The sequence below is a fragment of the Maribacter caenipelagi genome, from assembly GCF_004364175.1.
GTDB classification, from domain to species: Bacteria; Bacteroidota; Bacteroidia; order Flavobacteriales; family Flavobacteriaceae; genus Maribacter; species Maribacter caenipelagi.
Genome location: NZ_SNZW01000011.1, coordinates 550,505 through 576,250 on the forward strand (window position 1 = coordinate 550,505; position 25,746 = coordinate 576,250).

A 25,746-nucleotide genomic window follows, 5' to 3' on the forward strand; every position below is an offset into this window, starting at 1 on the left:
TCTAGCTTATCCCTTCACCATTACCAACCCCATCTTCATCTGGGTTAACGAATACTAATTTACCATCTGTGTTTTCGGTCATAAGTATCATGCCTTCACTGTCTACACCACGCAATGCTCTTGGTGCTAAGTTGACTAGTACGGTAACCTTTTTACCTACGATATCTTCTGGTTTAAAGCTTTCTGCAATGCCAGATACTATTGTTCTAACATCTAAACCGGTATCCACTTTTAGAACTAAAAGTTTTTTAGCTTTTGCCATTTTTTCAGCTTCTATAATTGTACCTACACGCATATCCAATTTAGAAAAATCGTCGAATGTAATGGTGTCTTTTTGTGGCATTGCTTTTTTGTTTTCGTTCTCGTTCGCTTTTTTGGTTGCCTCTAGTTTGTCTAATTGTGTTTGTATTTCACTATCCTCAATTTTTCTAAATAAAAGCTCTGCTTGGTTAATTTGATGTTCAGGTTGTAGCAATGCTTCTTTTGTTGAAACATCATCCCAATTAAGACTTGGGCTACCCTCAGTTGAAGTTAGAATTAAGATATTCTTAAGCTTGCTAGATGTAAATGGTAAAAATGGTTCGCTCAGAACCGCTAATCCTGCTGCTATTTGTAAAGCAACGTTCATAATTGTTTTTACACGTTCTTCATCAACTTTAATCACTTTCCAAGGCTCTGCATCGGCTAAGTATTTATTACCTAAGCGAGCTAAGTTCATTAGTTCTTGACCAGCTTCCCTAAAACGATAGCGTTCAATGGAGTTTGAAATTATTTCTGGGTACTTTCTTAATTGTTCAAGTGTCTCGGTATCAACATCGGTTAGGCTTCCTGCAGCGGGTACTTTACCATCGTAATATTTATTGGTCAATACCACCACTCGGTTAATGAAATTACCAAAAATGGCTACTAACTCATTATTGTTTCGGGCTTGAAAATCTTTCCAGGTGAAATCATTATCCTTGGTTTCTGGAGCATTAGCTGTTAATGTGTAGCGCAGCGAATCTTGCATCTCAGGGAAATCAACCAAATACTCATGAAGCCAAACTGCCCAGTTTTTAGAAGTAGATAGTTTGTTGCCTTCTAAGTTCAAGAACTCGTTTGCAGGCACATTTTCCGGTAAAATATAACTTCCTTCCGCTTTTAGCATGGAAGGGAAAATAATACAGTGAAACACGATATTATCCTTCCCAATAAAGTGAACTAATTTTGTGTTTTCATCTTTCCAGTAGGGCTCCCAATCTTTTCCTTCACGGGCTGCCCATTCTTTGGTTGATGAAATATATCCGATAGGTGCATCAAACCATACATATAATACTTTTCCTTCTCCATCTTCAACGGGTACGGGTATTCCCCAATCTAAATCTCTGGTTACCGCTCTAGGCTCTAACCCGCCATCGATCCATGATTTACATTGGCCATATACATTTGGCTTCCAATCATCTTTATGACCTTTTAAAATCCAGTCTCTTAAGAACTCTTCATATCGATCTAAAGGTAAAAACCAATGTTTTGTTTCTTTGGTTGTGGGTACGGTTCCGGTAATAGTTGATTTCGGATTTATTAAATCCGTTGCATTTAAACTTGATCCACAGTTTTCGCACTGATCACCGTATGCCTCTTCATTGCCACATTTTGGGCAAGTGCCTATGACAAAACGGTCTGCTAAAAACTGTTGTGCTTCTTCATCGTACAACTGAGCAGTAGTTTCCTCTATGAAATCTCCTTTTTCATACAGCTTTACAAAAAAATCAGATGCCGTATCGTGATGTACTTGTGCAGACGTTCTAGAGTAATTGTCGAACGTTATACCAAAATCGACAAAAGACTGCTTAATTATTGCATGGTATTTATCAATAATATCTTTTGGGGTTACGCCCTCTTTTTTTGCTTTCATTGAAATGGCTACACCATGTTCATCGCTACCACAAACAAAGGCAACATCTTTACCTGTTAATCTTAAGTAACGAGCGTAAATATCTGCTGGCACGTAAACGCCGGCTAAATGACCAATATGTATTGGACCATTTGTGTATGGTAAAGCAGCAGTAATCGTATATCTAGAGGGTAACTTAATATCGGACATCAAAATAAATTAAGCTACAAAAATACTGAATTTGATGCGAGAATAACTAATTACTTCTGAATTGTAACTTGTTCTAAAATGGAATTTGAGTCAATATTTTAATACGGATTGATTTAAAGCCGGTTTATGCAAGTAAAAAATATACTAAAACGGTTAAAAATCTGTTCTATTGTAAGAAAAAACTTATTTATTAACTAAAACTTATAACATATGGGTGTTGGTAATTCTAAAAAGCTAAAGCTTGATAAAAGTTTAGAGAAACTTAATACAGAAAGTAAAGAGACACAAACAAGTAAAGAAGATGTTGTGCGCCTTTACAAAGACAAGAACCATAGAGTCATAAAAGAATTGCGATTTGAGTCTAAAATGAACAACTCGAAATTGGCATAAAATAAAAAGCCCTATTCAATTTAATTGAATAGGGCTTTTTACATAGTGGGAAACAAATTAAGCTACCATCACTGATTTACTCATTTTTTGGTTTTGTACATTAATGCGATAAATGTACTTACCTGTTGATAGCTGTTCGGGCATGCGCTCTCGTATATTTATTTCGGTAGAACCTTCGAACATCATTTCATTGAAAACGGTGCCGACTTTCTGACCAAGAATATTAAAAAGTTCTATATCTACATGTGCCGAAAATGGCATTTCTAAATAGATATGTGGTGTACTATCCGTTGGATAAAAAGGTTTATGAACAACGGCATTTATTAAGTCTGGATTAAACGGAGTTTCTGCTTCTTCATCTGGGTAAACAGGTGGCGTAACCTCACCATCGCTATACGCAATTTCGGGGAAAGCTTCTCCACTACAACTAAAGCCTAAATCTACAGGTACATATGGTTTGTAATTCAATAAATGTGCTTCAACCAATGGTATGTCTACACATAGCCATTCTGCTAGAACGGTGGCGTAGAGATCTCTAAAATCCATCGTGTATTCTAAGTTTCCTCTTCCATCTGGGTCGTCTAGGGTTGGGTGGTCGCCAACAAATGCACTACCATTTAAACCTGATCCAAAAAATAAGGTCGGTGTTGCTTTACCATGGTCTGTACCATTAGAGCCATTTTCAAAAATTCGTCGCCCAAATTCAGAAAAGGTCATGCTCAACACTTTGTCATCTTGCTGGGTAAAGGCGATATCTTCGTAGAAGTTGTTTACCGCTACAGATAAATTGGTCATTAAATTGGCATGTGCCTGTGGTTGATTACCATGAGTGTCAAAACCGCCCATTGAAATCATATACACCTTTGTACCAAGGTTACCTTTTATTAATCTTGCAATAAGTGCCAATTGGCGAGCAAAACTATTGTCTTGATATTCAACTTGATTTTGCCCACGGGTGTATGCATCGTGTATAATACCAGAATATTCATAAGTTGTATTTGCTACTCCTCTTAAAAATTTCAACTGATCACCGTACATACAATCATTGAACAAGGTATCATCTAAACCATAGACAACGCCAGATTCTGCAATTTCCTCTAGTTGGTCTACGTTAGATGTCACAAATGCATAATTGGTTTCATCACCTTGAAATACCAAACTACCAAATTGTCCGATTTGTATGGCCGCTGGTGCCGCTGGTGGATTAATTAAGTAATCTGGATACATGTTTTCGAAGTGTCTACCCATCCATCCGGTATTTAATCCGCTAAATCCTGTAGTTTCTATGTCTGTATTCGCAAATATATCTGAACCTGTAAAGTGAGATAAACTTTGGCCTTCATAACCTACACCGTGCACAGCTTTAAACTGACCTTGGTCCCACATTGGTGCCAATGAGTTCATATAAGATGGTACACCGAATTCATCGGTTAATTTTAAAACCTTACTTTCTGGTATATAAATATTCGGTCTTGCATTGGCATAACTATCGTATTGTGCAATAGGTATGACCGTACTTAAACCATCATTACCACCTGAAAGGCGAATCAAGATTAAAATATTATCTGTTTCAGCAGCTGCAATACCCGCCGTTAATGGCGATGGGGCAGAAGCCGATAACATATTAGCACCTAGCATCATTGAGCCTGAGCCTGCAATGCCCATTGCTTGTAAAAAAGAGCGTCTGCTCCATGTTTTATGTTCTTCATCATGGCCATCATGTTGTAGGCCTTTAAATGGTGAGTGGTGTGTATTGCACATAGAAGTAGGTGTTATTTTAATTGAAACTCAGGTTGTCTAGCTAAATATTGAAAAAGAAGGTATACTTGAAACGGACCTTGTTGCCAAGTGCCCAATGTCCAAGATTCTTGATTACCACCTTCGTAGTAAACATCTTCTACATCGCTTCTGAATATGGCAAAGGCCTTGGCATATTCTTCTTCATTTAGAAGTCCCTTAGCTAAAACGAAATCGATTATCAGTCTTGCTACGACATCTGGATTTGAATTTGTTAAGCCGGCATTACCAGATATCTCTAGTCCGAATGTTCTAAACTGCTCATTGTCGGCCATATAGAATTCTTCTAATATGCTTTCAATGGTAAGCCAACGCCCAATCATAAAATTGGTGTTGATCCAAGACCTATCTCGTTGCCAACCGGCAACATCGAAAGGTTCAAATATTTCTTGACTTAATAATGCACTATAATTGACCATTTCGGCAACATTCGTATCAGTATAATTGAAGCCAGATTCGTTTAGCGTATTAAAATAGAAATCTACCGGGCTTTTTATAATTACCCCTATTGCTTCATCGTCGAAAAAGTGCTGACTCTTAAATAATAGTCTTAAAACCGGTGCCAATTCAAAGTCATTGGTTACAAATGTGGCAGCCATGCCGTCTATAATCATTTGTGCGTTATTGGCGTCATCTCTAGAATCTGGGTGCACAAAAAATTCATATAATTTACGGCAGATGAATTCAGCTATTTCAGGAGCTCTTTGTTCGAAAAGTATGTTGATTACATCATCATATCCCCAGTTACCGGTTTGCCCTAATATCGTTTTAGAACCCGCATCATGCTTGGTAGCGTCAAATGCTACAGGTGAACAACCAACTTCACCACGCTCTACATAACCACTTAAGGCTTTTGCTGTTTCAATAATATCTTCTTCAGTATAGCCGTTACCTTCCCCCAAAGTAAATAGCTCATACAATTCACGAGCATAATTTTCATTAGGATTATTACCATTGTTATACACGCCATCTAAGTAGTATAACATGGCATTGGTCAAGCCAATTTCACTAGTAAAGGTTTTAAAATTACCGATAGAATTACGTTGAAGACAATCTATATAATCATATAAATAAGCGTTACAATTATATACGTCTAATTCAGTAACGAAATGATTACTCCAGAAAAAGCTTAATCGATCTCTTAAATTGTTGTTCAATAAACTATTGGCATAAGCCAACTGAAACTCAGATTTCTGTTCTCTCTTTAGTTGATTGCTCGCATCGCTATCTGCAGGGTAATTGTCATTGTTCCAATTTGCCCAAGCAGGTGTAGCTATTTCTGGCATATTCAGCGCTTCATCTATTAAACTATCTACCAATGCACCGGCAGATTGACCCGTTGCTTGATTAATAGTGGCCACAGAGGCACTAAAACCTAATCGGCGGTATAAATGAGATGCTCTTAGCTGATTTAAATTAGCTGTATACGGAGCAAGAGTAGAAGTATTACAATTAATGAAATATTCCATATCTTAAATAGGCATTTGTATTACGTTCGTAGAGTTGGGGCTTCTATGCTAAACGTTTCGAAATTTGGTATAGTATTTAAAACTATCTATTTTCGATAATAAGATTTCAAATAACGAGATTTATTGGTAAAAAGGCGTTGAAATTCCTACTTTTTCGATGAATTACATAATTTGCGAACTATATCATGGGAAAACATAATGAATTTGGTAAAGAGGGAGAGCAGATCGCTGTAGATTATCTTAAAAAAAACGGGTATGCCATCAAGTATAAAAATTATAGATACTTAAAGGCCGAAATAGATATTATTGCTAAAAAGGAAGATGTGTTGGCAATTGTTGAGGTGCGTTCAAGAAGTTCAAATTTTATTGAGAATATCGCAGAGACGGTTACACCTAAAAAAATAAAGCTATTGGTTATGGCCGCCGACCACTATGTTACCGACAATAATCTTGATGTTGAGGTACGTTTCGATATCATTACTATTTTAAAGAATAAGAGCAAATTTGAGCTAGAACATTTAAAATCTGCCTTTTATCATTTCTAAATAATCTACTAAATGAGTAGATTTATTAAAAAACATTTTGTTTTATTTATAACAAGTTGTTATATTTGCACAACAACCATACAGTAAAATGAAAACAATATCATCAGTCGTTGAAGAGTACATTAAGAAAAAGCCATTTTTGCAAAGTGCTCTAGCACAAGGAATCATCAATCTTACATCACTATCAAGGATAGTTAAGCCAGAGATAGAGCATGAATTAGGTAAAGACATACGTAATGGTGCAATAGTTATGGCATTGAAGCGCCTGTCTGATGATCTGGAATTTAGGGCTACCCACAAAATTTTAAAAGTATTGAAGAATATTGGCGAGATAACCGTTCGTTCTTCACTAACGGATTATACTTTTTTAGCTTCAGATAAAATATTGGTGCATCAAGCCAAGTTGCTTGAAGAAATCAATAACAATCAAGATGTATTCTATACTTCTAGCCGTGGTGTAAACGAAATCAACATTGTAATTAGTAATGTGATGGATAAAACAGTCGAGCGACTGTTTAAAGACGAAAAGTGTACTCAAAAATCTGAGGAACTTTCATCGATTACCGTAAAACTACCCGCAGAAAATGTTTCTGTACCTGGTATATATTACTTTATCTTTCAAAGATTAGCTTGGGAAGGGATTGTTCTTTACGAAGTAATCTCAACAACAAATGAATTTACAATTTTAGTAAATGATGATCAAGTAGATATAGCCTTTAAAACAATAAAAGATTTAAAAGCACTTTAGTCTTCTAAAAACTCTACGACTTCTTTGTCAGATTCTGGTTTTGCCAAGAATCGTTTTTCACTATCCAATATGAAATAGGTAGGTGTGCTTTGAATGCCAAAAGTATGTGCATAATCACTTTCCCATCTACCTAATGCAATGGCGTGGTTAAAGCCTGGTAATGTTGCAGAAACTTCTTTCCAATTAACATCATCATCTTCTAGCCCTACAGCTATGATCTTTAGATTTTCATAATCCTCTATTTCTTTATGCAATGCAGGAAGCTCTTTTAAACAATGCGAACACGTACTGCTCCAAAAAACCAGTAGATAATTATCAGCTTCTTTCATCGTTAAAAGTGAATGTTTTTTGTCATTTGCCTCCCACGTAATATCTGGCGATATTGCTCCAATTCTTAATCGAGATGCTAGTTCTACCTCATCGACCAATTTTTGGTTATTGTTGGCTATTGCTAATTTCTTCAAATGGTTTTTGAAAATATAATCTTGCACGCTAGTCATATTGTTTACATCGGCTATTTTCCATAATTGATGCATTGACCTTTCTTGAAAACCGATCGGAGTGGTTTTAATAAACGCTGCCGTAGTCTTTACGTTTTTGTTTACCTCAATTGCTAATTGCTCTTTTGTAGAGATATCGCTAGGCAGTGCAGAAAAAACATAACTAGCGAATTTATCGGTTAAGAAATTAGAACCTTGTAGAACAGGGTCACTAATTGCTAAATGGTCAAAATGATGTTGCTTTTTATTTTTAAGAAATATATCTAAATCTTCAAATTCTGACGGAATGTAGCTTCTGTTCGCCTTAATGAATTTGTGGGCAATAGTAGTAGCATGCTTTTCTTCAAAAGAGCTCTGTATTTCATTTAATTCTTTTATGATGCTTACGTACTCTTTGTTCGATTCGTTATTGGTTTCATAAAATCCTATCAGCTTATCCTGCGCAGCAGTTATCTTAGAAAAGTATTCTCTATACCACTTATTCTCTTCTGAATTTGTAATGGTCAAGCCATCTTGAAGATTGAAATTGAATTTTACATCTTCTTTTTTATCATAAATAATATCGATATAAAACTCATCTTGTGGTACGGCATATACCAATCTATACATGCCCGCCTGAGCAGTTAATGGCATTTCTAGTTTAAATGATCCGTCTCTAACAGCGCTGTCAACGCTATAGCGTTCACCATTCGGTGTCAGCTCATAGGCTATCAACCATTTAAAATCTTTAGGAGGAGAAAAGTTTCCGGCTATGGAGCCTTGTGCTTGAATACTTAATGAAATAAATAAGAGGCAAATACTAATAAGAACTTTCATACTTTTTATAAAACAATTGTCGAACCAATATGTATAGTGCAAATTACATATTGAGCTATTATGTTTCTAGAAATCTACATAAAATGCTGATGTAATGAAGCGTACTATAAAGTCGATAAAAGTAATATTCAGAAAGCAATTGTGGGCTTTAATTTTGAAAAGCTTATGATAATTCTTATTTAATCTCCATATGACCAAGGGCTTCAGCTATTTTTTGAAGCTCCTTATCATGAACAAAACCATCGGAAATAGCCACTTCGTCTAAAAGTTTGGCAACTTCTTTCTTTTTAGGTAAAGACATTAGGTTAAGAATTTTAAAAGCTTTGTCCTTATTCAAGTTTCTAGCTTGGCCTACAAAAAAACTATCAAAAGTAAAACGGTCCATGAGTTGCGTAAGATATCGCATTTCTGCAGGGTCTACCTTGCTATCTGCTAGAATAACATAGTCTACCATTTTTACTAAAGCTAATTTCTCTTCTTTTGTAAAATCTATCATACTTTTACCTACTCTGTTTCTTCTCCAAGACCAATATTTATAAATGTCTCAATAATAAGATCCATTTCTTTTTTATGAATAGCACCATCAGATATAGCAACTTCATCAAGAATCTCTGCTAAGGCTTTTTTCTGATCATGCGGTAAATTGTAGAGAGTAACTAAGGCATTGTCATACTCTAACAATTTTGCGCGTTCTAAAAATGCATCGTCAAAACCAATGATGCCTTTAAGTTTATTTAAGGTTTCCACTTCTGCAGGATGAATTTTACCGTCAGCCTTTATAACTTCATGAATCATCTTAACAAAGGCGGCTTTTACAAACTCTTCAAACTCCATACTTAATATTTAGGAGTTGAAAGATATGAAAAACAACATAATTTTTAGTATTCTTTAACACTTGTTGTTCGAGCTTATTAACAATGTAAGAGTTGTATTGCTAAAACGGATACGGACCATAGACGGCATCTCTAAATTCTTTATGAAGGTTTATTTGATCGTATGGAAAAAGCTGTACGAACAGCACTGCGGACAACTTATTTACTGGATCTACCCAAAAAAGGGTAGAAGCGGCGCCATCCCAGTAAAACTCACCCACAACGCCATTATTTTCTTCAGGAGTTTTCGGTGGTGCTACTCGAACTGCAAAGTCAATACCAAAACCTACCTGCCCTTTGCTAGGTAGCCAAGACCGTTCTGTGATACTATCTGCTAATTGATTGGTAGCCATTAGTTGCACGGTTTCTGGTTTCAGTATTTGCACAGCATCTAAACTGCCTTCATGAACGAGCATTTGGGCAAAGCGCATGTAATTATCTAATGTTGATGTGAGGCCTGATCCACCTCGTGTTAATGGCCAATGTTCGGTATAATTACTATATGTTATAGAATCTTGTATCAAATCACCTTCACCTTTTCTAATATATAATTTGGCAAATCGGTCTCTATCTTCTTCGGGAATATAATACCTGGTTTCGTGCATTTTTAAAGGGTCAAGAACATGTTTTTGTACATATTCATCATAAGGAATTCCAGAAATTCTTTCGACCAATAAGGCTTGAACATCTACACTTGGTCCGTATTCCCACTGCGTACCGGGTTGAAACCATAATGGTGTTTTCCCCATCCTTTCTGCCATTTGTGTCAACGTATTTTCTCTGTTCATGGCGTCTGCATTCTTCATTAACTTACTCAATCCAGGTATGTCATCTCTGTTCGGAAAACCTGCTGTATGCCTAGTAATGTCTCTAATGGTTATCTCTCTTTGCAAAGGTTCTGTAAGAACTTTGTTGTTTTTATCTACTCCCGTATACACCGTCATTTTTTCAAATTCATGAATGTATTTAGAGATAGGATCGTCTAACTTGAATTTTCCTTCTTCTAAGAGTGTCATTAACGCGGTGCCGGTAATAGGCTTGGTCATGGAATATATTTGAACAATGGTGTTCCTTTCCATTGGTTTGCTCGCTTTAATATCAGCATAACCAAAAGCATTGTAATACACCTCCTTTTCGTTTTCAACAATAAGTGCAGATACACCTGCAATATTTCCCGATTTTACGAACTTTTGAAGGACTGAGTCAATACGGGCTTTTGCGGCAGCAGTGATTATTTTAGATTCTATAATAGCCTGCGAAGATGCCTCTTCCTTCTTTTCTTCTTTACACGAAGTGGCAATTAAGAGAAATAAAATACTATATAGTAGTTTTTTCATGTTGAGTAAGTTGGTTTTAGGGTATTTAAAAGTACGAAATTAAATAACTGAATTTTCCGTCTACCCTAATAATTGAAGTACTTCTTCCCATATCTTGTTACTTACTTGCATACCTTCTATTTCTGATTTTTTTCTAGTCGCTAATGTTCGCTCTCCAGGATAAAATGTGCTATCTCCTTTTTGCAGTGGAGGTCCGTCGCGGGTAAATTGAATAATTTCGTTTAACAGATTTTGTTGTATTTCGGTATCTGTGAAAGTACTTGGGTCTATACACATGAATACTTGCGAAAGTGCTGTTTCATTTTTTTTCAGACCGATTTTGTAAGTAGAATTCCCTGCGGATAGTAAAGTCGCCAACATATCTAATATCATAGAAAGAGCAGAGCCTTTCCAATAGCCTACTGGTAAAGCACGTCCAGAATCCATTATGTCTCTAGGATGCTTACTGAGCTCATTATTAGAACCCCAACCACCATGAAAGGGAAGTTCTTTATTTTTTAGATCTAAGCTTTGCATTTTTCCAAATGAGAATTGTGAAAGTGCCATATCTAAAACTACATGACCTTCTTTTCTAGGAATAGCGATAACAAACGGATTGTTACCTAGTCTATTTTCTTTTCCTCCCCAAGCTGGCATATTGGGTATGGTATTGGTAAACAGTATTGAAATGCAACCTTGATCTGCTGCGCGCCAACCATACGTTCCGCCACGCATCCAATGGTTGGTGTTCTTTAGTGCTACCAAACCCATTCCATGAGTTTTGGCTAAGTGAATAGCTTGGTCTGTACATGTTATGGCATTTAGTATTCCAGACCCCAAATTGCCATCCCATCGTTCCATACTGCCCATTGATGCTGTTTTGGTCGCAATAGCATCTGTCTTGATTAAGCCTTTATCGACATAATCTATAAAAACGGGCACTCTGTTAATACCATGGGAATAAATACCATCTAAGGTGCTTTCGGTATGTATTCTAGCCAGTACTGCTGATTTTGCTTTCGTAAATGAGTGTTTGATGAACAAACTCTCCAATACAGATTTCATTTCTTCAGATGAAACTTTTATTTCGCTCAAAACGGTATATGTTAATTCAACCGTTAAGATACATAAGTTGTTTAGTTCAATAAACTTAATGAAGATTTATGTGGCATAAGGGCTGCAGACAAGAAAGAACTAAGCTTTTTTAGATACTCCTATTTCGGCAATAACATGACTAATAACATTATCTTCTTTTTCATGAAAATAGCCATCTGAAATGGCAACGTCTTTTAATATCTGAGCTAGTTTTATTTTTTTCTCTTCAGGCGTATCTTTTAAAATTTTTACACTTTGTTCAATATCAATACTTCGTGCCTGAATCAAAAAATTACTATCAAAATCGATGATGGTCATTAACTTACTTAGTGCGTTTATCTCTCCCTTATGTACTTCACCATCAGCGACAATTACAGAATCAATGATGCGGACCATTGCCAATTTCTCTGATATATCAAATTCCATTATACAGTTATTTTTTCTTTAATTTCAAAAGGTTTTAATGCCAAATATGCCCTATCAACAGATCTTATATTTTCGAAAACCAATAATAGGCGTAATCCGTTTCGGGTCTTTTTTTCTTTGATCTTACATTGTTGGGCATGCGACTGTACATATTGCAATACCCTAGTAAATGTTGCTGTCTGATAAAATTCTGATTGTTGGTCGCTAATAAAGTACCCGATCATTTTACCTTGCTTCATTACTATTTTCTCTAGACCGATGCTATTTGCTATCCATTTTATACGAACAGAGTTTAATAGATCTGCAGCCTCATCAGGTAATTCACCAAAGCGATCGACCAGTTGCGCCTCATATTTTATAAGCGCTTGTTCATCTTTTACTTGATTAAGATCTGTGTATAAGGTAAGTCTTTCTGTTATATTATTGATATAATCGTCTGGAAAGAGTAATTCGAAGTCAGAATCTATCTGTGTTTCTTTAACGAAAACCTTCTCATGTTTACCTTCAACCTCTTCATAAAGGTCTTTAAATTCGTTCTCTTTTAGTTCATCGATAGCTTCTGCCAATATTTTTTGATATGTTTCAAAACCTATCTCATTGATGAAGCCACTTTGTTCACCACCTAAAAGATCTCCGGCTCCACGAATCTCTAAATCTTTCATCGCGATATTAAATCCGCTACCTAATTCAGTAAATTGTTCTAATGCTTCGATTCGTTTACGGGCATCATTGGTCATTACTTCATAAGGCGGAGTAATGAAATAACAAAAAGCTTTCTTATTACCACGACCTACACGACCTCGCATTTGATGTAAGTCGCTCAAACCAAAATTATTGGCGTTGTTTATGAAAATGGTATTGGCATTGGTAACATCTAAACCGCTTTCTACAATAGTTGTAGAAACCAAAACATCGAACTCGCTATTCATAAAACCAAGCATTAAAGCTTCTAATTTTTTACCTTCCATTTGACCATGACCAACCGCTACTTTTGCATCTGGTACAAGCCTCTGAATCATACCGGCAACTTCCTTAATATTTTCAATACGATTGTGAATAAAGAAAACCTGACCGCCACGTTCAATTTCATAACTAACGGCATCTCTTATAATCTCTTCGTTAAAACGTACAACCTGACTTTCTATAGGGTACCTGTTAGGCGGTGCAGTGGTGATTGTTGATAAATCTCGAGCAGCCATCAAACTAAATTGAAGTGTTCTTGGTATAGGTGTTGCCGTTAACGTAAGTACATCGACATTTTCTTTGATAGACTTTAATTTGTCTTTTACCGCTACTCCAAATTTCTGTTCTTCATCAACAATTAATAGACCAAGGTCTTTGAACTGAACGTTTTTATTCACGAGCTGATGGGTGCCAATAATAATATCGACTTTACCTTCGCCCAATCGCTGTATGGTATCTTTTTTCTCTTTCGCCGTTCTAAATCTGTTCAGATAATCTACCGTTACAGGCATATCTTTTAATCGTTCTGAAAAAGTACGATGGTGTTGAAAAGCTAATATAGTGGTAGGTACTAAAACTGCTACTTGTTTACCATTATCAACTGCCTTGAATGCTGCACGAATGGCGATTTCTGTTTTACCGAACCCTACATCACCACAAATTAAGCGGTCCATAGGGCGCTCACTTTCCATGTCTCTTTTTACATCTTCGGTAGCGGTACTTTGATCAGGGGTATCTTCGTAAATAAACGAAGCTTCTAGCTCATTCTGTAAATAACTATCTGGGTTGTATTGAAATCCTTTTTCTAACCTACGTTTTGCATATATTTTTATAAGGTTGAACGCTATTTTTTTAACACGCGATTTGGTCTTATCCTTAATTTTCTTCCAAGCTCCAGAACCTAATTTGTATATTTTAGGTGGTGCACCATCTTTACCGTTAAACTTTGAAATTTTGTATAATGAATGTATGCTAACGTATAGAATATCACGCTCACCATACATTAACTTAATAGCTTCTTGCTTTTTGCCTTCAACATCTATTTTCTGTAAGCCGCCGAACTTACCGATACCGTGATCAATATGGGTAACGTAATCGCCAATTTCAAGTTTGTTCAATTCCTTTAAGGTAATTGCCTGCTTTTTAGCATAACCGTTTTTTAAATGGAATTTATGGTAGCGTTCAAAAATTTGATGATCAGTATAGCAAACCAATTTTTGGTCATCATCTATAAAGCCTTGAAATAACGGAGAAACAATAATTTGATAATGAACATGTTCGTTGACCTCTTCAAAAATGTCATGAAAACGTTTGGCTTGTTGCTCACTGGCGCAAAAGATATAATTGGTGTAGCCTTGGTCTTTATAGCTATTTAAATTCTCAATTAATAAATCAAACTTTTTATTAAAAGAGGGTTGGGGTTTAGAGTGGAATTCGACGAAGTCAACAGCATCTCTTTTTGCATCTTGTGTTAAAAGTGTAAATTTAGAAAGTTGTTGTCTAAATTCGGCACCGCCCATAAATAACTCTTCGGGTTCGGCATGTTTAATGTCTTTAGATAATTTTGTAAAAGCTTCTTTTGCCTTTTCAAAGAAATCGTCTAAACGATCATATAAAAAGTCGGTATTTTTGGCAAAAACTAGTGTATTCGATGACACGTAGGTCAAAAAACTCTGTCTTTTATCAATCAAAAACTTGTCTGCCATATTTGGGACTATAGTGATCGATTTTACCTTTTCTTTCGAAAGCTGGGTTTCTACATCAAATGTTCTTATGCTATCTATTTCATCTCCGAAAAACTCTATTCTGTAAGGCTCGTCGTGCGAGAAAGAATAGACATCAACTATACCACCACGCACCGAAAACTCGCCAGGCTCGGTAATAAAGTCTACCCGTTTAAATTTGTATTCAAATAAAATTTCGTTTAAAAAATCTAATGATAGCGTGTCCCCTAATTTCATTTTTAGGGTATTCTTGTCGAGCTCTTTTCTAGTAACTACTTTTTCAAAAAGTGCGTCGGGGTAGGTGACTATTACCGCAGGTTTCTTTCTAGAATTAATTCTGTTTAAAACCTCGGCACGTAAAAGTACATTGGCATTATCTGTCTCTTCTATTTGATAAGGTCTTCTGTAACTACCTGGGTAAAAAAGCACTTTATCTTCGCCAATAAGACGTTCTAGGTCATTCAAATAATAGGCAGCCTCTTCTTTGTCATTGAAAACCGCTAAGAACGGTCGGTCTTCTGAATTAAAGATGCTGGTAAGCACAAAAGAAAGTGATGAGCCTACAAGACCTTTCAGTTGAATGTTATTGTTTCCCGAATTTTCAGGATCGGCAATAGTATTTTGCAGTTTCCCTATTTGGGGAGACTGATTATACCGTTGTTGGATAGAAGAATGACTCAACAGTTTAAAATTTTTACAAATATAAGCATACCTAAGAAATGGATACGACTCATTATTATCGAATATGGGTTACATATTGCCCTTAAAAAGTTGCACCTTGGGGTATAGCAGAAAAGGTAAGGTGATATGGAAAATAATGAGTTTGATGTTTTTGTAATTGGAAGTGGTATTGCAGGGCAAACGGTAGCTAAAGCCTGTGTGGCTAAAGGTTTAAAAGTTGCCATTACCGATAATCGTGAATTCGGTGGTACTTGTGCAAATAGAGGGTGTGACCCAAAGAAAATTTTGTTGGGTGCCATGGAAGCATATGAACTAAGCGAGAATTTAAAAGGAAAGGGTATTGGTAAACCTGCTAAGATCAATTGGAAGCAACTACAAAAATACAAGCGAAATTTTACTTCTAATATACCTGCAACTACCGAAAAAAGTTTAACCGAATTGGGAATAACATTGTATCACCAATCTCCAAAATTTATTGATGAGCATACTTTGTTGGTAGAAGGTAAGAAAGTCGTTGCCAAGAAAATTGTTATTGCCACCGGTTTAGTACCAAGAACATTGAACTTGCCTGGAGCAAAACATTTTAAAGAGAGTGATGATTTTTTAAATCTCAAAAAGCTACCAAAGAAAATTGTTTTTGTTGGCGGAGGATATATCGGGATGGAGTTTGCTCATATGGCAGCAAGAGCTGGCGCCAAGGTTACGGTAATTGATACAGGTAAAAGACCTTTGCATGCTTTTGATGCAGATTTGGTTAATGAGCTTAGGAAATATTCTGAAACACTGGGGGTTAATTTCGTCTTTAATGCAACGCCTACAGCATTGAAAAAGAAAAGAAAACAACTCACGCTAACCTATGAGTTAAAAGGTGAGACACATACTATTGAAGCTGAAGCTTTTTTTAATACTGCAGGTCGTGTACCCGCATTGGCAGGTTTAGATTCAGAAAAGGGTAATGTTCAATTTGGAGATAAAGGTGTTGAAACAAATGATTATTTGCAGAGCACTAGTAATCCGAATGTTTATGCTTGTGGAGACGTGTCTGACAAGAACTTACCTTTGACTCCGCTTTCGGGTAGACAAGGTTATGTGGTTGCAGAAAATATTATAAATGGAAATGACAAGGTATTGGAGGTTCCTGTGATTCCTTCTGTGGTGTTTACATTACCAAATTTTGCTGCCGTAGGTTATTCGGAAGAAGAAGCACGTAGCCGTTATAAAAATATAAGAGTGAATTTTAAGGTAGTAACCGATTGGTTTAATGCGAAACGATTGAACGCACCATTGTATGCTTTCAAAATAATTATGAATGATAGAACAGGAGAAATTGTTGGTGCACACCTATTAGGACCTAATGCCGGGGAAACCATTAATATATTTACTATGGCAATCAATAATAAAATGACTGATCGCGATATAAAATCTACTATATTCTCGTATCCATCTTGGGGTAATGATATTAAAAGTATGGTTTAAGATCCTTCGTGTAAGCGTTCTTGTAACTTTTTAAATGGATTAGTTTCTCGGTTTTTGAATGCATGAATAGCTATGGCTATGAAAAGAATAACAGTACCTGTCATTGCTGAATAGGCAATGTACATATTAGCGCCGTTATGTCTTACGAAAATAGCAAACAATGCCCAAATACCAACAAGGGCGAATTCTCGCATATTTCTTTTCCAAATCATAAGTAGATTTATGACAGTAGCTGCTACAATCATATTTATTGTCCAGGCTTGTTCTGATAACAATCCTCCGTTCCAATCTAGTTTGCTTAAAAAAGCAGATATGTTCGCAATGGTGGCTACAGTAATCCATCCGCTGTAAAAACAAATGGGCCACCAAACAAAGGCAATGGTAGTGAGTGGAGCATCCCAACGCTCCATATTGGTGTTTAGAATAATCTTAATCAATGAAAGTAGTATTCCAAACATGATAACTACAGATAATCCGGTGTAGTTGTACATAAAAGCAATTACCCAGCAGCAGTTTAAAATGTTCGCTAAGACAAACCAGTAGCCTGTTTGTTCAATAAGATCGCTCGATTTATTACTGAAAAATGCTCTTTTTACCTGAAAAATACCATATGCCAACAATCCTAAAAATATGAGTCCCCAAATAGCAAAAGCATATGACGCGGGAGTAAACAAGTTTGCATACTGTGCGCTCATCTCGCCAATTGTAGTATCGTTAAGCGTAAATACTTGTGAAATATAGTTGACAATGATGACCAACAGTACAGATGCTAAATTTAGAACAGATAGTTTCTTCTTCATAATACAAAACTATAAGGGTTATCTCATAAAGTTATGCTCTTTGGCACATTAAACGAACTATTTTCGGTAATTACGCTTCTTTTTTACCTCTTTTATAGGAACGGGCAGCACGGCATCGCCTAAAAGGGCATAAATCTCACATCCGTCGCAAGGTTCTAGGGTATGTGTTCCTGTAAATTCACCAAATGCCGGGACTATCATTTGATGCTCTGTTTTGTAAAAACATGGTAACCGAACAGATTGCCTGCCTAATCCGCTCAATTTAATAGCTGGGTGTATGTGTCCCGAAAAATTGAATATACCATCTCGTTCTTCAGGGTGATGGGTTAATAAAAAAGAATCGATTATCAATTCGGGAATTACCTTTATTGCTAAAGCTTCATATTTTATCGGAGAAATAATATCGTGATTGCCGCTTACCAGAGTTATTTCTGCTGATATCGTTTTTACCCATTCTGTAAAAAGTGCCCATTCTGTATTTAGGGAGGAATGGAACAAATCACCTAAAAAAACTATCGATTCTGGTTTAAAATGATTCACTACCGAGGTTAGTGCTTCAAAATTTTGCTGTACAGCCTGTTGCGGTACTGCGGCACCATATTTTCTAAAATGAGACACTTTACCTAAATGAACATCACTAATTAATAACATTGATTTCTCCACCCAAAATAGGGATCCAGAGAAATGCATTTCAAAAATTTGATTGCGAAGGGTAATCGAATGGGTCATCGATGTAAAATTAGTTATTTCTTCATCAATAGCGCGGCCATTTTTTTAATTCGATCAGCGAGTTTTTCACTAGATAGTTTTTCGCGACTCATGCGGTCGGTGATAAGCGGGAATGAAAACGGAGTTGGTTTTGAGCACTGTTTCCAAACAATTTCTTGCGTGGCAATACGCTCTAATGATAGTCGTAAACGCCCTTCTTCCAACTGGTGTTCAAAGGTTTCGGTAAAGGCTTGTTGAAACAATAAATTGTCTGGTTCGTAATCCCTGAAAACATCAAATAACAATTGAGAACTGCTTTGTAAATGCTTCATTTTAATACCTTTTTTCGGGTATCCGGTGAAGACCATACCACTTATAATGGCAACATCTCTAAATCTACGGCGTGCCATTTCTGTTGCGTTCAAACTTTTCTGTAAATCATCAAGCATAAAATCTTTGGTAAACAAATCATTATCCAATACTTGTTGAATATCTATGGGTTGATCTGATAGTAATTCGAAGCCATAATCATTGAAGGCCAATGAAAAAGTAATGGGAGATAACAAACTAATGCGATACCCTAACAAACTTCCCATAGCTTCATGAACAAACCTGCCTTCAAAAGGGTAGAAGAGGTGATGGTAGCCATCGCGAGTTTTAAAGGTTTCAATTAAAAATTCGGAAGGTTTGGGTACAATGCTATCTCTTCGCTGTCTTTCAAAAAGTGGCGCCAATGCCCTAATTTCTGCAGATTGGTTTTTATTAGGTTCGCTTGAACTATACAGTTCATTTCTAAGTAATTCAGACATTTGAGCAGATAGTGTTAGTCGGCTCCCCATCCAACTAGAGATTTTATTGGTTTTTTTGTTCGAATTTTTTACCTGAACCGTCATTTCTTTTATCCGAATGAATTCTAGGTTTCTTCCTGCGAACGTAAATACATCGCCTCTATTTAGCTTAGAAATAAAGAATTCTTCAATAGATCCGATATAACCGCCTTTTTGATATTTAACGGCTATATTGACGTCACCTACAATGGTGCCTATTTGAAAACGGTGCCGCATGGCGACACCACGATTATTGACCTTGAATTTACCATCTTCTTCTATTTCAACTTTTTTGTACTCGTCATAGCTTTGCAAACTTTGGCTGCCCATGACCAAAAAGTTCAATAACCACTGCCATTTTTCTTCGGTAAGGGCTTGGTAGCAGAACGTCTGTTTTATTTCTTGATAGATTTCTTTGGGGTAGAATCCGTCTGAAATTGCCAAGGTGGTCAAGTATTGCAACAGCACATCATAACTGTTAAGGTAGGGCATGCGGTCTTCAACAGTATTCAATTTTACCGCTTTTTGTAATGCTGATGCCTCAATAAGTTCAATGGCATGCGTAGGTAGAAAATAGATAACACTTTCTTTTCCAGGTCTATGACCACTACGCCCTGCTCTTTGCAGAAATCGAGCAACACCTTTTGGTCCGCCAATTTGTATGACGGTTTCTACTGGGGCAAAATCGACACCAAGATCTAGGCTCGAAGTGCAGACAACAGCTTTTAACTGTTCATTTCTAATGGCATTTTCTACCCAAACCCTAGTTTCTTTATTTATACTACCATGGTGCATTGCCATTTCACCGGCATATTCAGGGTGTTTTTCCAGAATTTTCTGAAACCAAATTTCGCATTGACTACGTGTATTTGTAAAAAGTAAGGTGGTTTTGCTATTGTTGATAATAGGCACTACTTCTTCTAACAAATGAAGCCCTAAATGACCACGCCACGGGAAGGTTTCCATCTTTTTAGGAATAATACTTTTAACCGTAATCTTCTTATTGATGTTCGCTTTAATAAGAACAGAATTTTCAAGCACCTGTGTCTCCATGCCCAATAAAACATCTCGTGCCTGCTCTAAATTACCGATCGTTGCCGAAATACCCCATATTCTTAATTGTGATGAGATGTTCTTTAAACGAGATAAGGCTAGTTCCATTTGTACTCCTCGCTTTGTTCCCAATATTTCATGCCATTCATCTACAACAATAGCAGAGCAATCTTTGAAAATTTTATCATAGCCTTTTGTGGCTAATAGTAATTGTAAGCTTTCTGGAGTAGTAATCAACAAATCGGGCATTTGTTTTTTTTGCTGTGCACGTTCTTTGGTAGTCGTGTCACCAGAACGAATACCAACAGTCATTTGAGTATCTAGATCTAAGGTAATGCGTTCTGCAGATTGTTTTATTTCTTGGGATAAAGCGCGAAGCGGAGTAATCCAAATTGCCTTTAATCCTTTTTTGTGCTTGGTCTTATAATCAGGATTATTTTTGATGTAATTCAATACAATAGGAAACCATAATGCATAGGTTTTACCACTACCCGTAGGAGCATTCAAGAGTCCGTTTTTACCCTGCAGAAAAGCTTTCCAAGTATCTTTTTGGAATTTAAATGGCTTCCAACCTTGTTCTTGAAACCAATATTCGGCGATATCATATAACTTCTCTCTATTCATTGCTCGGAATTAAGTTCTTCAAATCCTCAAGCGTATTTGCTTCGTGAATATTCTTGTCTTTTCGCCATCGTAACATTCTTGGAAATCGAGTGGCAATTCCACTTTTATGACGTTTAGATAATGCGATACCTTCAAATGCGATTTCGAACACGTGATGCGGAGTTACACTTCGCACTGGCCCAAATCTTTCTAGGGTGTTTTTCTTTATCCAGGCATCTAGTTTTCTAAATTCTAGATCGGTTAATCCAGAATAGGCTTTAGCGAACGTAACCAGTTCTTTTTCTCCTTCTTCATTATCTTTCCAAAGTGCAAAGGTGTAATCTGTAAAAAGATTACTGCGCCTTCCATGTCCGCGCATCGCATAAGTTAATACAGCGTCTATAGTTAATGGGTCTACTTTCCATTTCCACCAATCGCCTTTTTTTCGCCCTACTAAATAAGGAGAATTTTTTCTTTTGAGCATGAGTCCTTCACTATACATTTCGCGAGAACGATCTCTTTCTTGAGCCAATTCATCCCAAGAATTAAAATGCATTGTATCGGATAGGTGAAGAGGGATATCACTTCGGCTCCGCTCGGTGACCTCATCAAACATATTCTCCAGTATTTTTCTGCGTTCTATAAAAGGTGTTTGTCGAATATCTTTTCCTTCCCACTCTAAAATATCATAAGCTTTCAAAATAACAGGAACCTTTTTTAATAGTGCTGCGGATATGTTTTTACGACCAATTCTCGTCTGTAGGTCATTGAAGGTACCGATTGTACCATTGGGAAAAGGAAGTATTTCACCATCTATGACTGTTCCGTTTGGGATTACGCTAACGAACTTTTCGAATTCGGGATACTTATCGGTCACTAATTCTTCACCACGGCTCCACACAAATAGTTTATCATTTCTAAGGATAACTTGTGAGCGGATGCCATCCCATTTATGTTCTGCCGACCAGTCATGAATATCGCCTAAGTCAGAAGCTTCACCTTCTATTGCATAGGCTAAATAAAATGGGTAGGGTTTAGATAAGTAATCACTCTCATTTTCTTCAAGTACCAATTGCTGAAAAGAAATAGTGTTCGGGTCCCAATTACCCATCAGTTTATACGCTAAAATATCTTCATCTATTTCTGTGGCTTTTGCCAAAGCACGTGTCATAAGTTTTTGACTAACGCCGATTCTGAATCCGCCAGTAATCAGTTTTGTAAATACAAAACGTTCGTAGTAGTTGAGTACTTTCCAGTTTTCATAGAGATATGCTTTTTTGTCTTCGTCAGTCTTCTTTTTTAGGGCAATCATTTCCTCTAAAAAAACGGTCAGACTTTTATCTGATGATTGATTTGCAGTAGGAATAACCAAAGCAATGGTCTCTGCCAAATCACCTACAATATGATAGCTTTCTTCAAATAACCACAGCGGAATATTTGCCAATTCTGACGCCCAGGTTCTTAGAAGAGTAGTGTTAACAGGTCTTGGCGGTCTTCGATGAGATAAAATAGCGATTGTCCATACTTTATCGGCATCGTTAGCTTTTAAAAAGTAGTCGGTCAATGCCTGTACCTTAACCGTAGTTTTATTGGTACTGTCTAATGTTTTTATGAGTAGCGCAAAATTTTTCATGATGCAACAGTAGATTTAGACGCTAATGCAGTTTCGTTTTCTTCTTCGCCATATTGTGTAGCCTCGGTACGTGCGTCATACCCTTGTTCGCGTAAATATTTCGAGAATATATCGGTGTATCCGTGTGTAGAAATGATTTTTTCAGCTCCCGTTACTTTAATACTTTCCAGAAGTCCGCCCCAATCGCAATGGTCACTAAGCACAAAGCCTTTGTCAACTGCTCTCCTTCTTCTAGCACCTCTAAAGGTCATCCATCCACTAGCAGAAGCAGTAACATAGGGCACCATTTTTCTTATCCATGTACTGCCATGTGCACTTGGTGGTGCTAAAACGATATTGCCTAACAGTTGTTCTTTCTTTGTTTCTTTGGTAATAAGAGTCGTTTTCGGAAAATTTACTAAAGGTCGCAAGACCTCTGTCATATTTTCGATGGCACCATGGGTGTATATTTCGCCAATATCAGTATTCAAATATTTTAGTAGACGCTGTGCTTTTCCTAAACTATACCCGAAAAGAATAGAGGTTTTGCCTTTAGCTTTATTTTCTGCCCACCAGTTATTAATATTTTCTAGCACCTCTGCTTGTGGCGTCCATTTAAATGCTGGGAGCCCAAAAGTACATTCGGTAATAAAGGTGTGGCATTTTATAGGTTCATACGGAGTAGAGATACCATCATTTTCGGTTTTGTAATCACCTGTAAATACCCAAACTTCGCCTTTATGTTCAACTCGTATTTGTGATGAACCAATTATATGACCTGCAGGGTGCAGACTAAATTTTACGTTATTTATTATAAAAGTTTCACCCCATTCTTTTCCTTCAACATTGATTTCACCTAATCGATGTAGAATAATTGGAACATTTCTGTGGTGTGTAATATACTTTTTATGACCGTATCTACTGTGGTCGGCATGCCCATGTGAAATAATGGCATGGTTTACTGGTTTCCACGGGTCAAGGTAGACCTTGGCTTTTTCGCAATAAATGCCATTGGCCGTAAATTGTAATAGAGGAGTTTTCATAGCGACATCAAGTTACAAATTTTGCATGCAAACAAAGTTGATGACAAACTAAACTATGACCTCTAAAAAAATTATATTTGCTCAATAATTAAAAAATAAGATATGTCTTTTGCAGATTTATATAGTAGCGGTGAGCACAGAAGAAACGTAGCTCATTTTGCAGCTTTGGCAACTTTAGCGTCTATTGATGGTGAAATTAGTACTGAAGAAAAAAAATTATTAGATCGTTTCGCTACTAAATTAGATATTACCGAGTCTGAGTATGAAGAGGTGTTTAAGAAAGAAAATAAATACCCTATCGATTCTACACCAGATTCTGAGAAACGATTAGAGCGTTTATACGATTTGTTTAGAATCGTGTATTCTGATCATGAAATTGATGATGAAGAAAGACTATTAATTAAAAAATATGCTATTGGTCTTGGCTTTACCGGTGAAAAAGCAGATGCTATTATAGAACGTTCTATAGCTATTTTTGGTGGTAGAATAGATTTTGATGATTATCTATACTTAGTAAAAAATTAAGCGTTGAAAAATGTGAAAATAAAAAAGGGAGCAATTTGCTCCCTTTTTTTATTAATGATATTTATTTAAAAATTCTTGTAGTTTTTCGACCATGTTTTTGCTTCCGCAGAAGAACGGAACCCGTTGATGGAGTTCTGTTGGTTCAATATCCATAATCCTGTTTTTACCGCCAATTGCCAATCCGTTAGCTTGTTCTGCCAAAAACGCCATGGGATTGCATTCGTATAATAATCTTAGTTTACCACTTTCAGTAACACTACTTTTTGGATACATATAAATACCACCTTTAATCATGTTTCTATGAAAGTCAGATACTAAAGAACCTATGTACCTAGAGGTATAAGGTCTATCACCTTCTTCCATTTGGCAATACTTTATATAATCTTTCACACCTTGATGAAAATGTACGTAGTTACCTTCGTTTACAGAGTAGATTCTTCCATTTTCAGGAAATTTCATATTAGGGTGAGATAGATAAAAAGTACCCAAGGCCGGGTTTAAGGTAAACCCGTTTACACCATCACCTGTTGTATACACCAACATAGTAGACGTACCGTAAACTACGTAACCTGCAGCTACTTGCTTATTACCAGGTTGTAAAAAATCTTCTATTGTAACAGGTGTACCTACGGGAGTTATACGTCTGTAAATAGAAAAAATAGTACCAACCGAAACATTGACGTCAATGTTAGAAGATCCATCTAAAGGATCGATAAGTACTACATATTTATTCTGGTGATTGTCGTCATTACTGTTGATACTAATGAAACTATCTTCTTCCTCAGAGGCAATACCGCAAACAATTTCTCTGTTTTTAAGAGTCTGAATAAATTTATCATTGGCAAAAAGGTCAAGCTTTTGTTGATCCTCACCTTGAATGTTGGTTTCGCCAACTCCGCCTAAGATATCGATTAGACCTGCTTTGCTTACCTCGTGGTTGACAACTTTTGCAGCTAATCTAATGGCATTGATAAGCTTTGATAATTCACCCGAGGAATATTGAAATGAGTCTTGATTTTCAATGATAAATTCCCCTAGGGTCTGATTTCTTTTTGGAGACATCTTTTAGTTTATGGTTTATACAAATATCGTGTATTTTGTTAAACGTTCAATTTAGATTTTAATTACATTTTTTAAATTTATAACTTTGTGTTTTATTTGTAACAATTATGGATTATACAATTAGAGTTGCCCAGAGGGAAGACATGAAGCAGGTGCTTCACTTAATTCAAGAATTAGCCACTTTTGAAAAGGAAGATGATGCCGTAGAGGTAAGTGTGCAGAATTTAGAAGAAGATGGTTTTGGTAAACAAAAATTGTTCCACTGTTTTGTTGCAGAAAAGAATGATAACATCGTAGGTATGGCTTTGGTTTACCCAAGGTATTCTACTTGGAAAGGACCAGTTATTCATTTAGAAGATTTAATCGTTACCAAAGAAATGCGCGGTAGCGGTTTGGGAACGGCACTTTTAAATGAGGTGGTTAAATATGGCGATGCGTTAGGTGTAAAAAGAATTAGCTGGGAAGTAATAGATTGGAACGAGCCAGCCATTGGTTTTTACGAAAGTAAAGGAGCCAATGTCATGAGAGATTGGGATGTTGTTCAATTAGATGAAGCCGGAATGAAAGAGTATTTAAGCGCATTAGCGTAATTGAAAAAGAACTATAAAACGT

The 25,746-nt window shown here is 36.5% G+C and carries 22 protein-coding genes; 6 read left to right on the top strand and 16 right to left on the bottom strand.

What is annotated here, in order from left to right:
• Window position 1: 1 nt before the first annotated feature.
• Complete coding sequence (gene metG, locus DFQ03_RS03190) at window positions 2-2,083, bottom strand: methionine--tRNA ligase (RefSeq protein WP_133671576.1); 2,082 nt, start codon at window positions 2,081-2,083, stop codon at window positions 2-4.
• Window positions 2,084-2,293: 210 nt separating this feature from the next.
• On the opposite strand from metG, the gene DFQ03_RS03195 reads away from it, so the two are divergent.
• Window positions 2,294-2,473 (top strand): hypothetical protein, encoded by a 180-nt coding sequence (locus tag DFQ03_RS03195; RefSeq protein WP_133671577.1) that lies wholly within the window; start codon window positions 2,294-2,296, stop codon window positions 2,471-2,473.
• 57 nt (window positions 2,474-2,530) lie between these two features.
• Here the strand turns inward: DFQ03_RS03195 and DFQ03_RS03200 are convergent, their stop codons facing one another.
• Together DFQ03_RS03200 and DFQ03_RS03205 are read right to left on the bottom strand one after the other, a co-directional pair.
• Window positions 2,531-4,234: a DUF1501 domain-containing protein gene (locus DFQ03_RS03200; protein ID WP_133671578.1), complete on the bottom strand. Its 1,704-nt coding sequence runs from the start codon at window positions 4,232-4,234 to the stop codon at window positions 2,531-2,533.
• Window positions 4,235-4,245: 11 nt separating this feature from the next.
• Window positions 4,246-5,739 carry a DUF1800 domain-containing protein gene (locus DFQ03_RS03205; protein ID WP_133671579.1) on the bottom strand — a complete coding sequence of 498 codons (1,494 nt, stop codon included), beginning with the start codon at window positions 5,737-5,739 and terminating at the stop codon, window positions 4,246-4,248.
• 185 nt (window positions 5,740-5,924) lie between these two features.
• On the opposite strand from DFQ03_RS03205, the gene DFQ03_RS03210 reads away from it, so the two are divergent.
• Together DFQ03_RS03210 and DFQ03_RS03215 are read left to right on the top strand one after the other, a co-directional pair.
• Window positions 5,925-6,284: a YraN family protein gene (locus DFQ03_RS03210; RefSeq protein ID WP_133671580.1), complete on the top strand. Its 360-nt coding sequence runs from the start codon at window positions 5,925-5,927 to the stop codon at window positions 6,282-6,284.
• Between the two features lie 88 nt (window positions 6,285-6,372).
• Entirely contained in the window at window positions 6,373-7,032 is a 660-nt protein-coding gene (locus DFQ03_RS03215) for an aspartate kinase (RefSeq protein ID WP_133671581.1), read from the top strand.
• Here the strand turns inward: DFQ03_RS03215 and DFQ03_RS03220 are convergent.
• The 7 genes from DFQ03_RS03220 to mfd all read right to left on the bottom strand — a co-directional run bounded on the left by DFQ03_RS03220 (window position 7,029) and on the right by mfd (window position 15,425).
• Entirely contained in the window at window positions 7,029-8,348 is a 1,320-nt protein-coding gene (locus tag DFQ03_RS03220) for a TlpA family protein disulfide reductase (protein WP_133671582.1), read from the bottom strand. The genes DFQ03_RS03215 and DFQ03_RS03220 overlap by 4 nt on opposite strands.
• Window positions 8,349-8,523: 175 nt before the next feature.
• Window positions 8,524-8,844: a tellurite resistance TerB family protein gene (locus DFQ03_RS03225; RefSeq protein ID WP_133671583.1), complete on the bottom strand. Its 321-nt coding sequence runs from the start codon at window positions 8,842-8,844 to the stop codon at window positions 8,524-8,526.
• Window positions 8,845-8,852: 8 nt separating this feature from the next.
• Entirely contained in the window at window positions 8,853-9,182 is a 330-nt protein-coding gene (locus DFQ03_RS03230; protein ID WP_133671584.1) for a hypothetical protein, read from the bottom strand.
• A gap of 100 nt (window positions 9,183-9,282) precedes the next feature.
• The gene (locus tag DFQ03_RS03235) at window positions 9,283-10,557 is read right to left on the bottom strand and encodes a serine hydrolase domain-containing protein (protein ID WP_133671585.1); all 1,275 of its coding nucleotides are present in this window, start codon (window positions 10,555-10,557) and stop codon (window positions 9,283-9,285) included.
• 60 nt (window positions 10,558-10,617) lie between these two features.
• Entirely contained in the window at window positions 10,618-11,631 is a 1,014-nt protein-coding gene (yiaK, locus tag DFQ03_RS03240) for a 3-dehydro-L-gulonate 2-dehydrogenase (RefSeq protein WP_208295882.1), read from the bottom strand.
• A 99-nt stretch (window positions 11,632-11,730) separates the two neighbouring features.
• Window positions 11,731-12,057, bottom strand: a complete 327-nt coding sequence (locus DFQ03_RS03245; protein ID WP_133671586.1) for a TerB family tellurite resistance protein — start codon at window positions 12,055-12,057, stop codon at window positions 11,731-11,733.
• Window positions 12,057-15,425, bottom strand: coding sequence for a transcription-repair coupling factor (gene mfd, locus DFQ03_RS03250; protein WP_133671587.1), 3,369 nt, complete (start codon window positions 15,423-15,425; stop codon window positions 12,057-12,059). The genes DFQ03_RS03245 and mfd overlap by 1 nt, the downstream gene beginning before the upstream one ends.
• Window positions 15,426-15,551: 126 nt before the next feature.
• Between mfd and DFQ03_RS03255 the strand changes: the two genes are divergently transcribed.
• On the top strand, window positions 15,552-16,901 hold the full coding sequence (locus DFQ03_RS03255; RefSeq protein ID WP_133671588.1) for a dihydrolipoyl dehydrogenase family protein: 1,350 nt from the start codon (window positions 15,552-15,554) through the stop codon (window positions 16,899-16,901).
• On the opposite strand, the gene DFQ03_RS03260 is transcribed toward DFQ03_RS03255, so the two are convergent.
• Genes DFQ03_RS03260 through DFQ03_RS03280 form a run of 5 tightly spaced genes read right to left on the bottom strand, consistent with a single transcriptional unit; the run spans window position 16,898 to window position 23,547 of the window.
• Window positions 16,898-17,701 (bottom strand): tryptophan-rich sensory protein, encoded by an 804-nt coding sequence (locus tag DFQ03_RS03260; protein WP_133671589.1) that lies wholly within the window; start codon window positions 17,699-17,701, stop codon window positions 16,898-16,900. The two genes, DFQ03_RS03255 and DFQ03_RS03260, sit on opposite strands and share 4 nt — an antisense overlap.
• Window positions 17,702-17,758: 57 nt before the next feature.
• Window positions 17,759-18,430, bottom strand: coding sequence for a ligase-associated DNA damage response endonuclease PdeM (gene pdeM / locus DFQ03_RS03265; RefSeq protein WP_133671590.1), 672 nt, complete (start codon window positions 18,428-18,430; stop codon window positions 17,759-17,761).
• 14 nt (window positions 18,431-18,444) lie between these two features.
• Complete coding sequence (locus tag DFQ03_RS03270; protein WP_133671591.1) at window positions 18,445-20,913, bottom strand: ligase-associated DNA damage response DEXH box helicase; 2,469 nt, start codon at window positions 20,911-20,913, stop codon at window positions 18,445-18,447.
• Window positions 20,906-22,525 carry an ATP-dependent DNA ligase gene (locus DFQ03_RS03275; RefSeq protein WP_133671592.1) on the bottom strand — a complete coding sequence of 540 codons (1,620 nt, stop codon included), beginning with the start codon at window positions 22,523-22,525 and terminating at the stop codon, window positions 20,906-20,908. The genes DFQ03_RS03270 and DFQ03_RS03275 overlap by 8 nt, the downstream gene beginning before the upstream one ends.
• Window positions 22,522-23,547, bottom strand: coding sequence for a ligase-associated DNA damage response exonuclease (locus tag DFQ03_RS03280; RefSeq protein ID WP_133671593.1), 1,026 nt, complete (start codon window positions 23,545-23,547; stop codon window positions 22,522-22,524). The genes DFQ03_RS03275 and DFQ03_RS03280 overlap by 4 nt, the downstream gene beginning before the upstream one ends.
• A gap of 102 nt (window positions 23,548-23,649) precedes the next feature.
• Here DFQ03_RS03280 and DFQ03_RS03285 point away from each other — a divergent pair, with 102 nt between their 5' ends.
• Window positions 23,650-24,072, top strand: a complete 423-nt coding sequence (locus tag DFQ03_RS03285) for a tellurite resistance TerB family protein (protein WP_133671594.1) — start codon at window positions 23,650-23,652, stop codon at window positions 24,070-24,072.
• A gap of 51 nt (window positions 24,073-24,123) precedes the next feature.
• Here DFQ03_RS03285 and fbp read toward each other — a convergent pair whose 3' ends face one another.
• The gene (gene fbp, locus DFQ03_RS03290; protein ID WP_133671595.1) at window positions 24,124-25,134 is read right to left on the bottom strand and encodes a class 1 fructose-bisphosphatase; all 1,011 of its coding nucleotides are present in this window, start codon (window positions 25,132-25,134) and stop codon (window positions 24,124-24,126) included.
• A gap of 107 nt (window positions 25,135-25,241) precedes the next feature.
• Here fbp and DFQ03_RS03295 point away from each other — a divergent pair, with 107 nt between their 5' ends.
• Entirely contained in the window at window positions 25,242-25,724 is a 483-nt protein-coding gene (locus tag DFQ03_RS03295) for a GNAT family N-acetyltransferase (RefSeq protein ID WP_133671596.1), read from the top strand.
• Window positions 25,725-25,746: the final 22 nt, after the last annotated feature.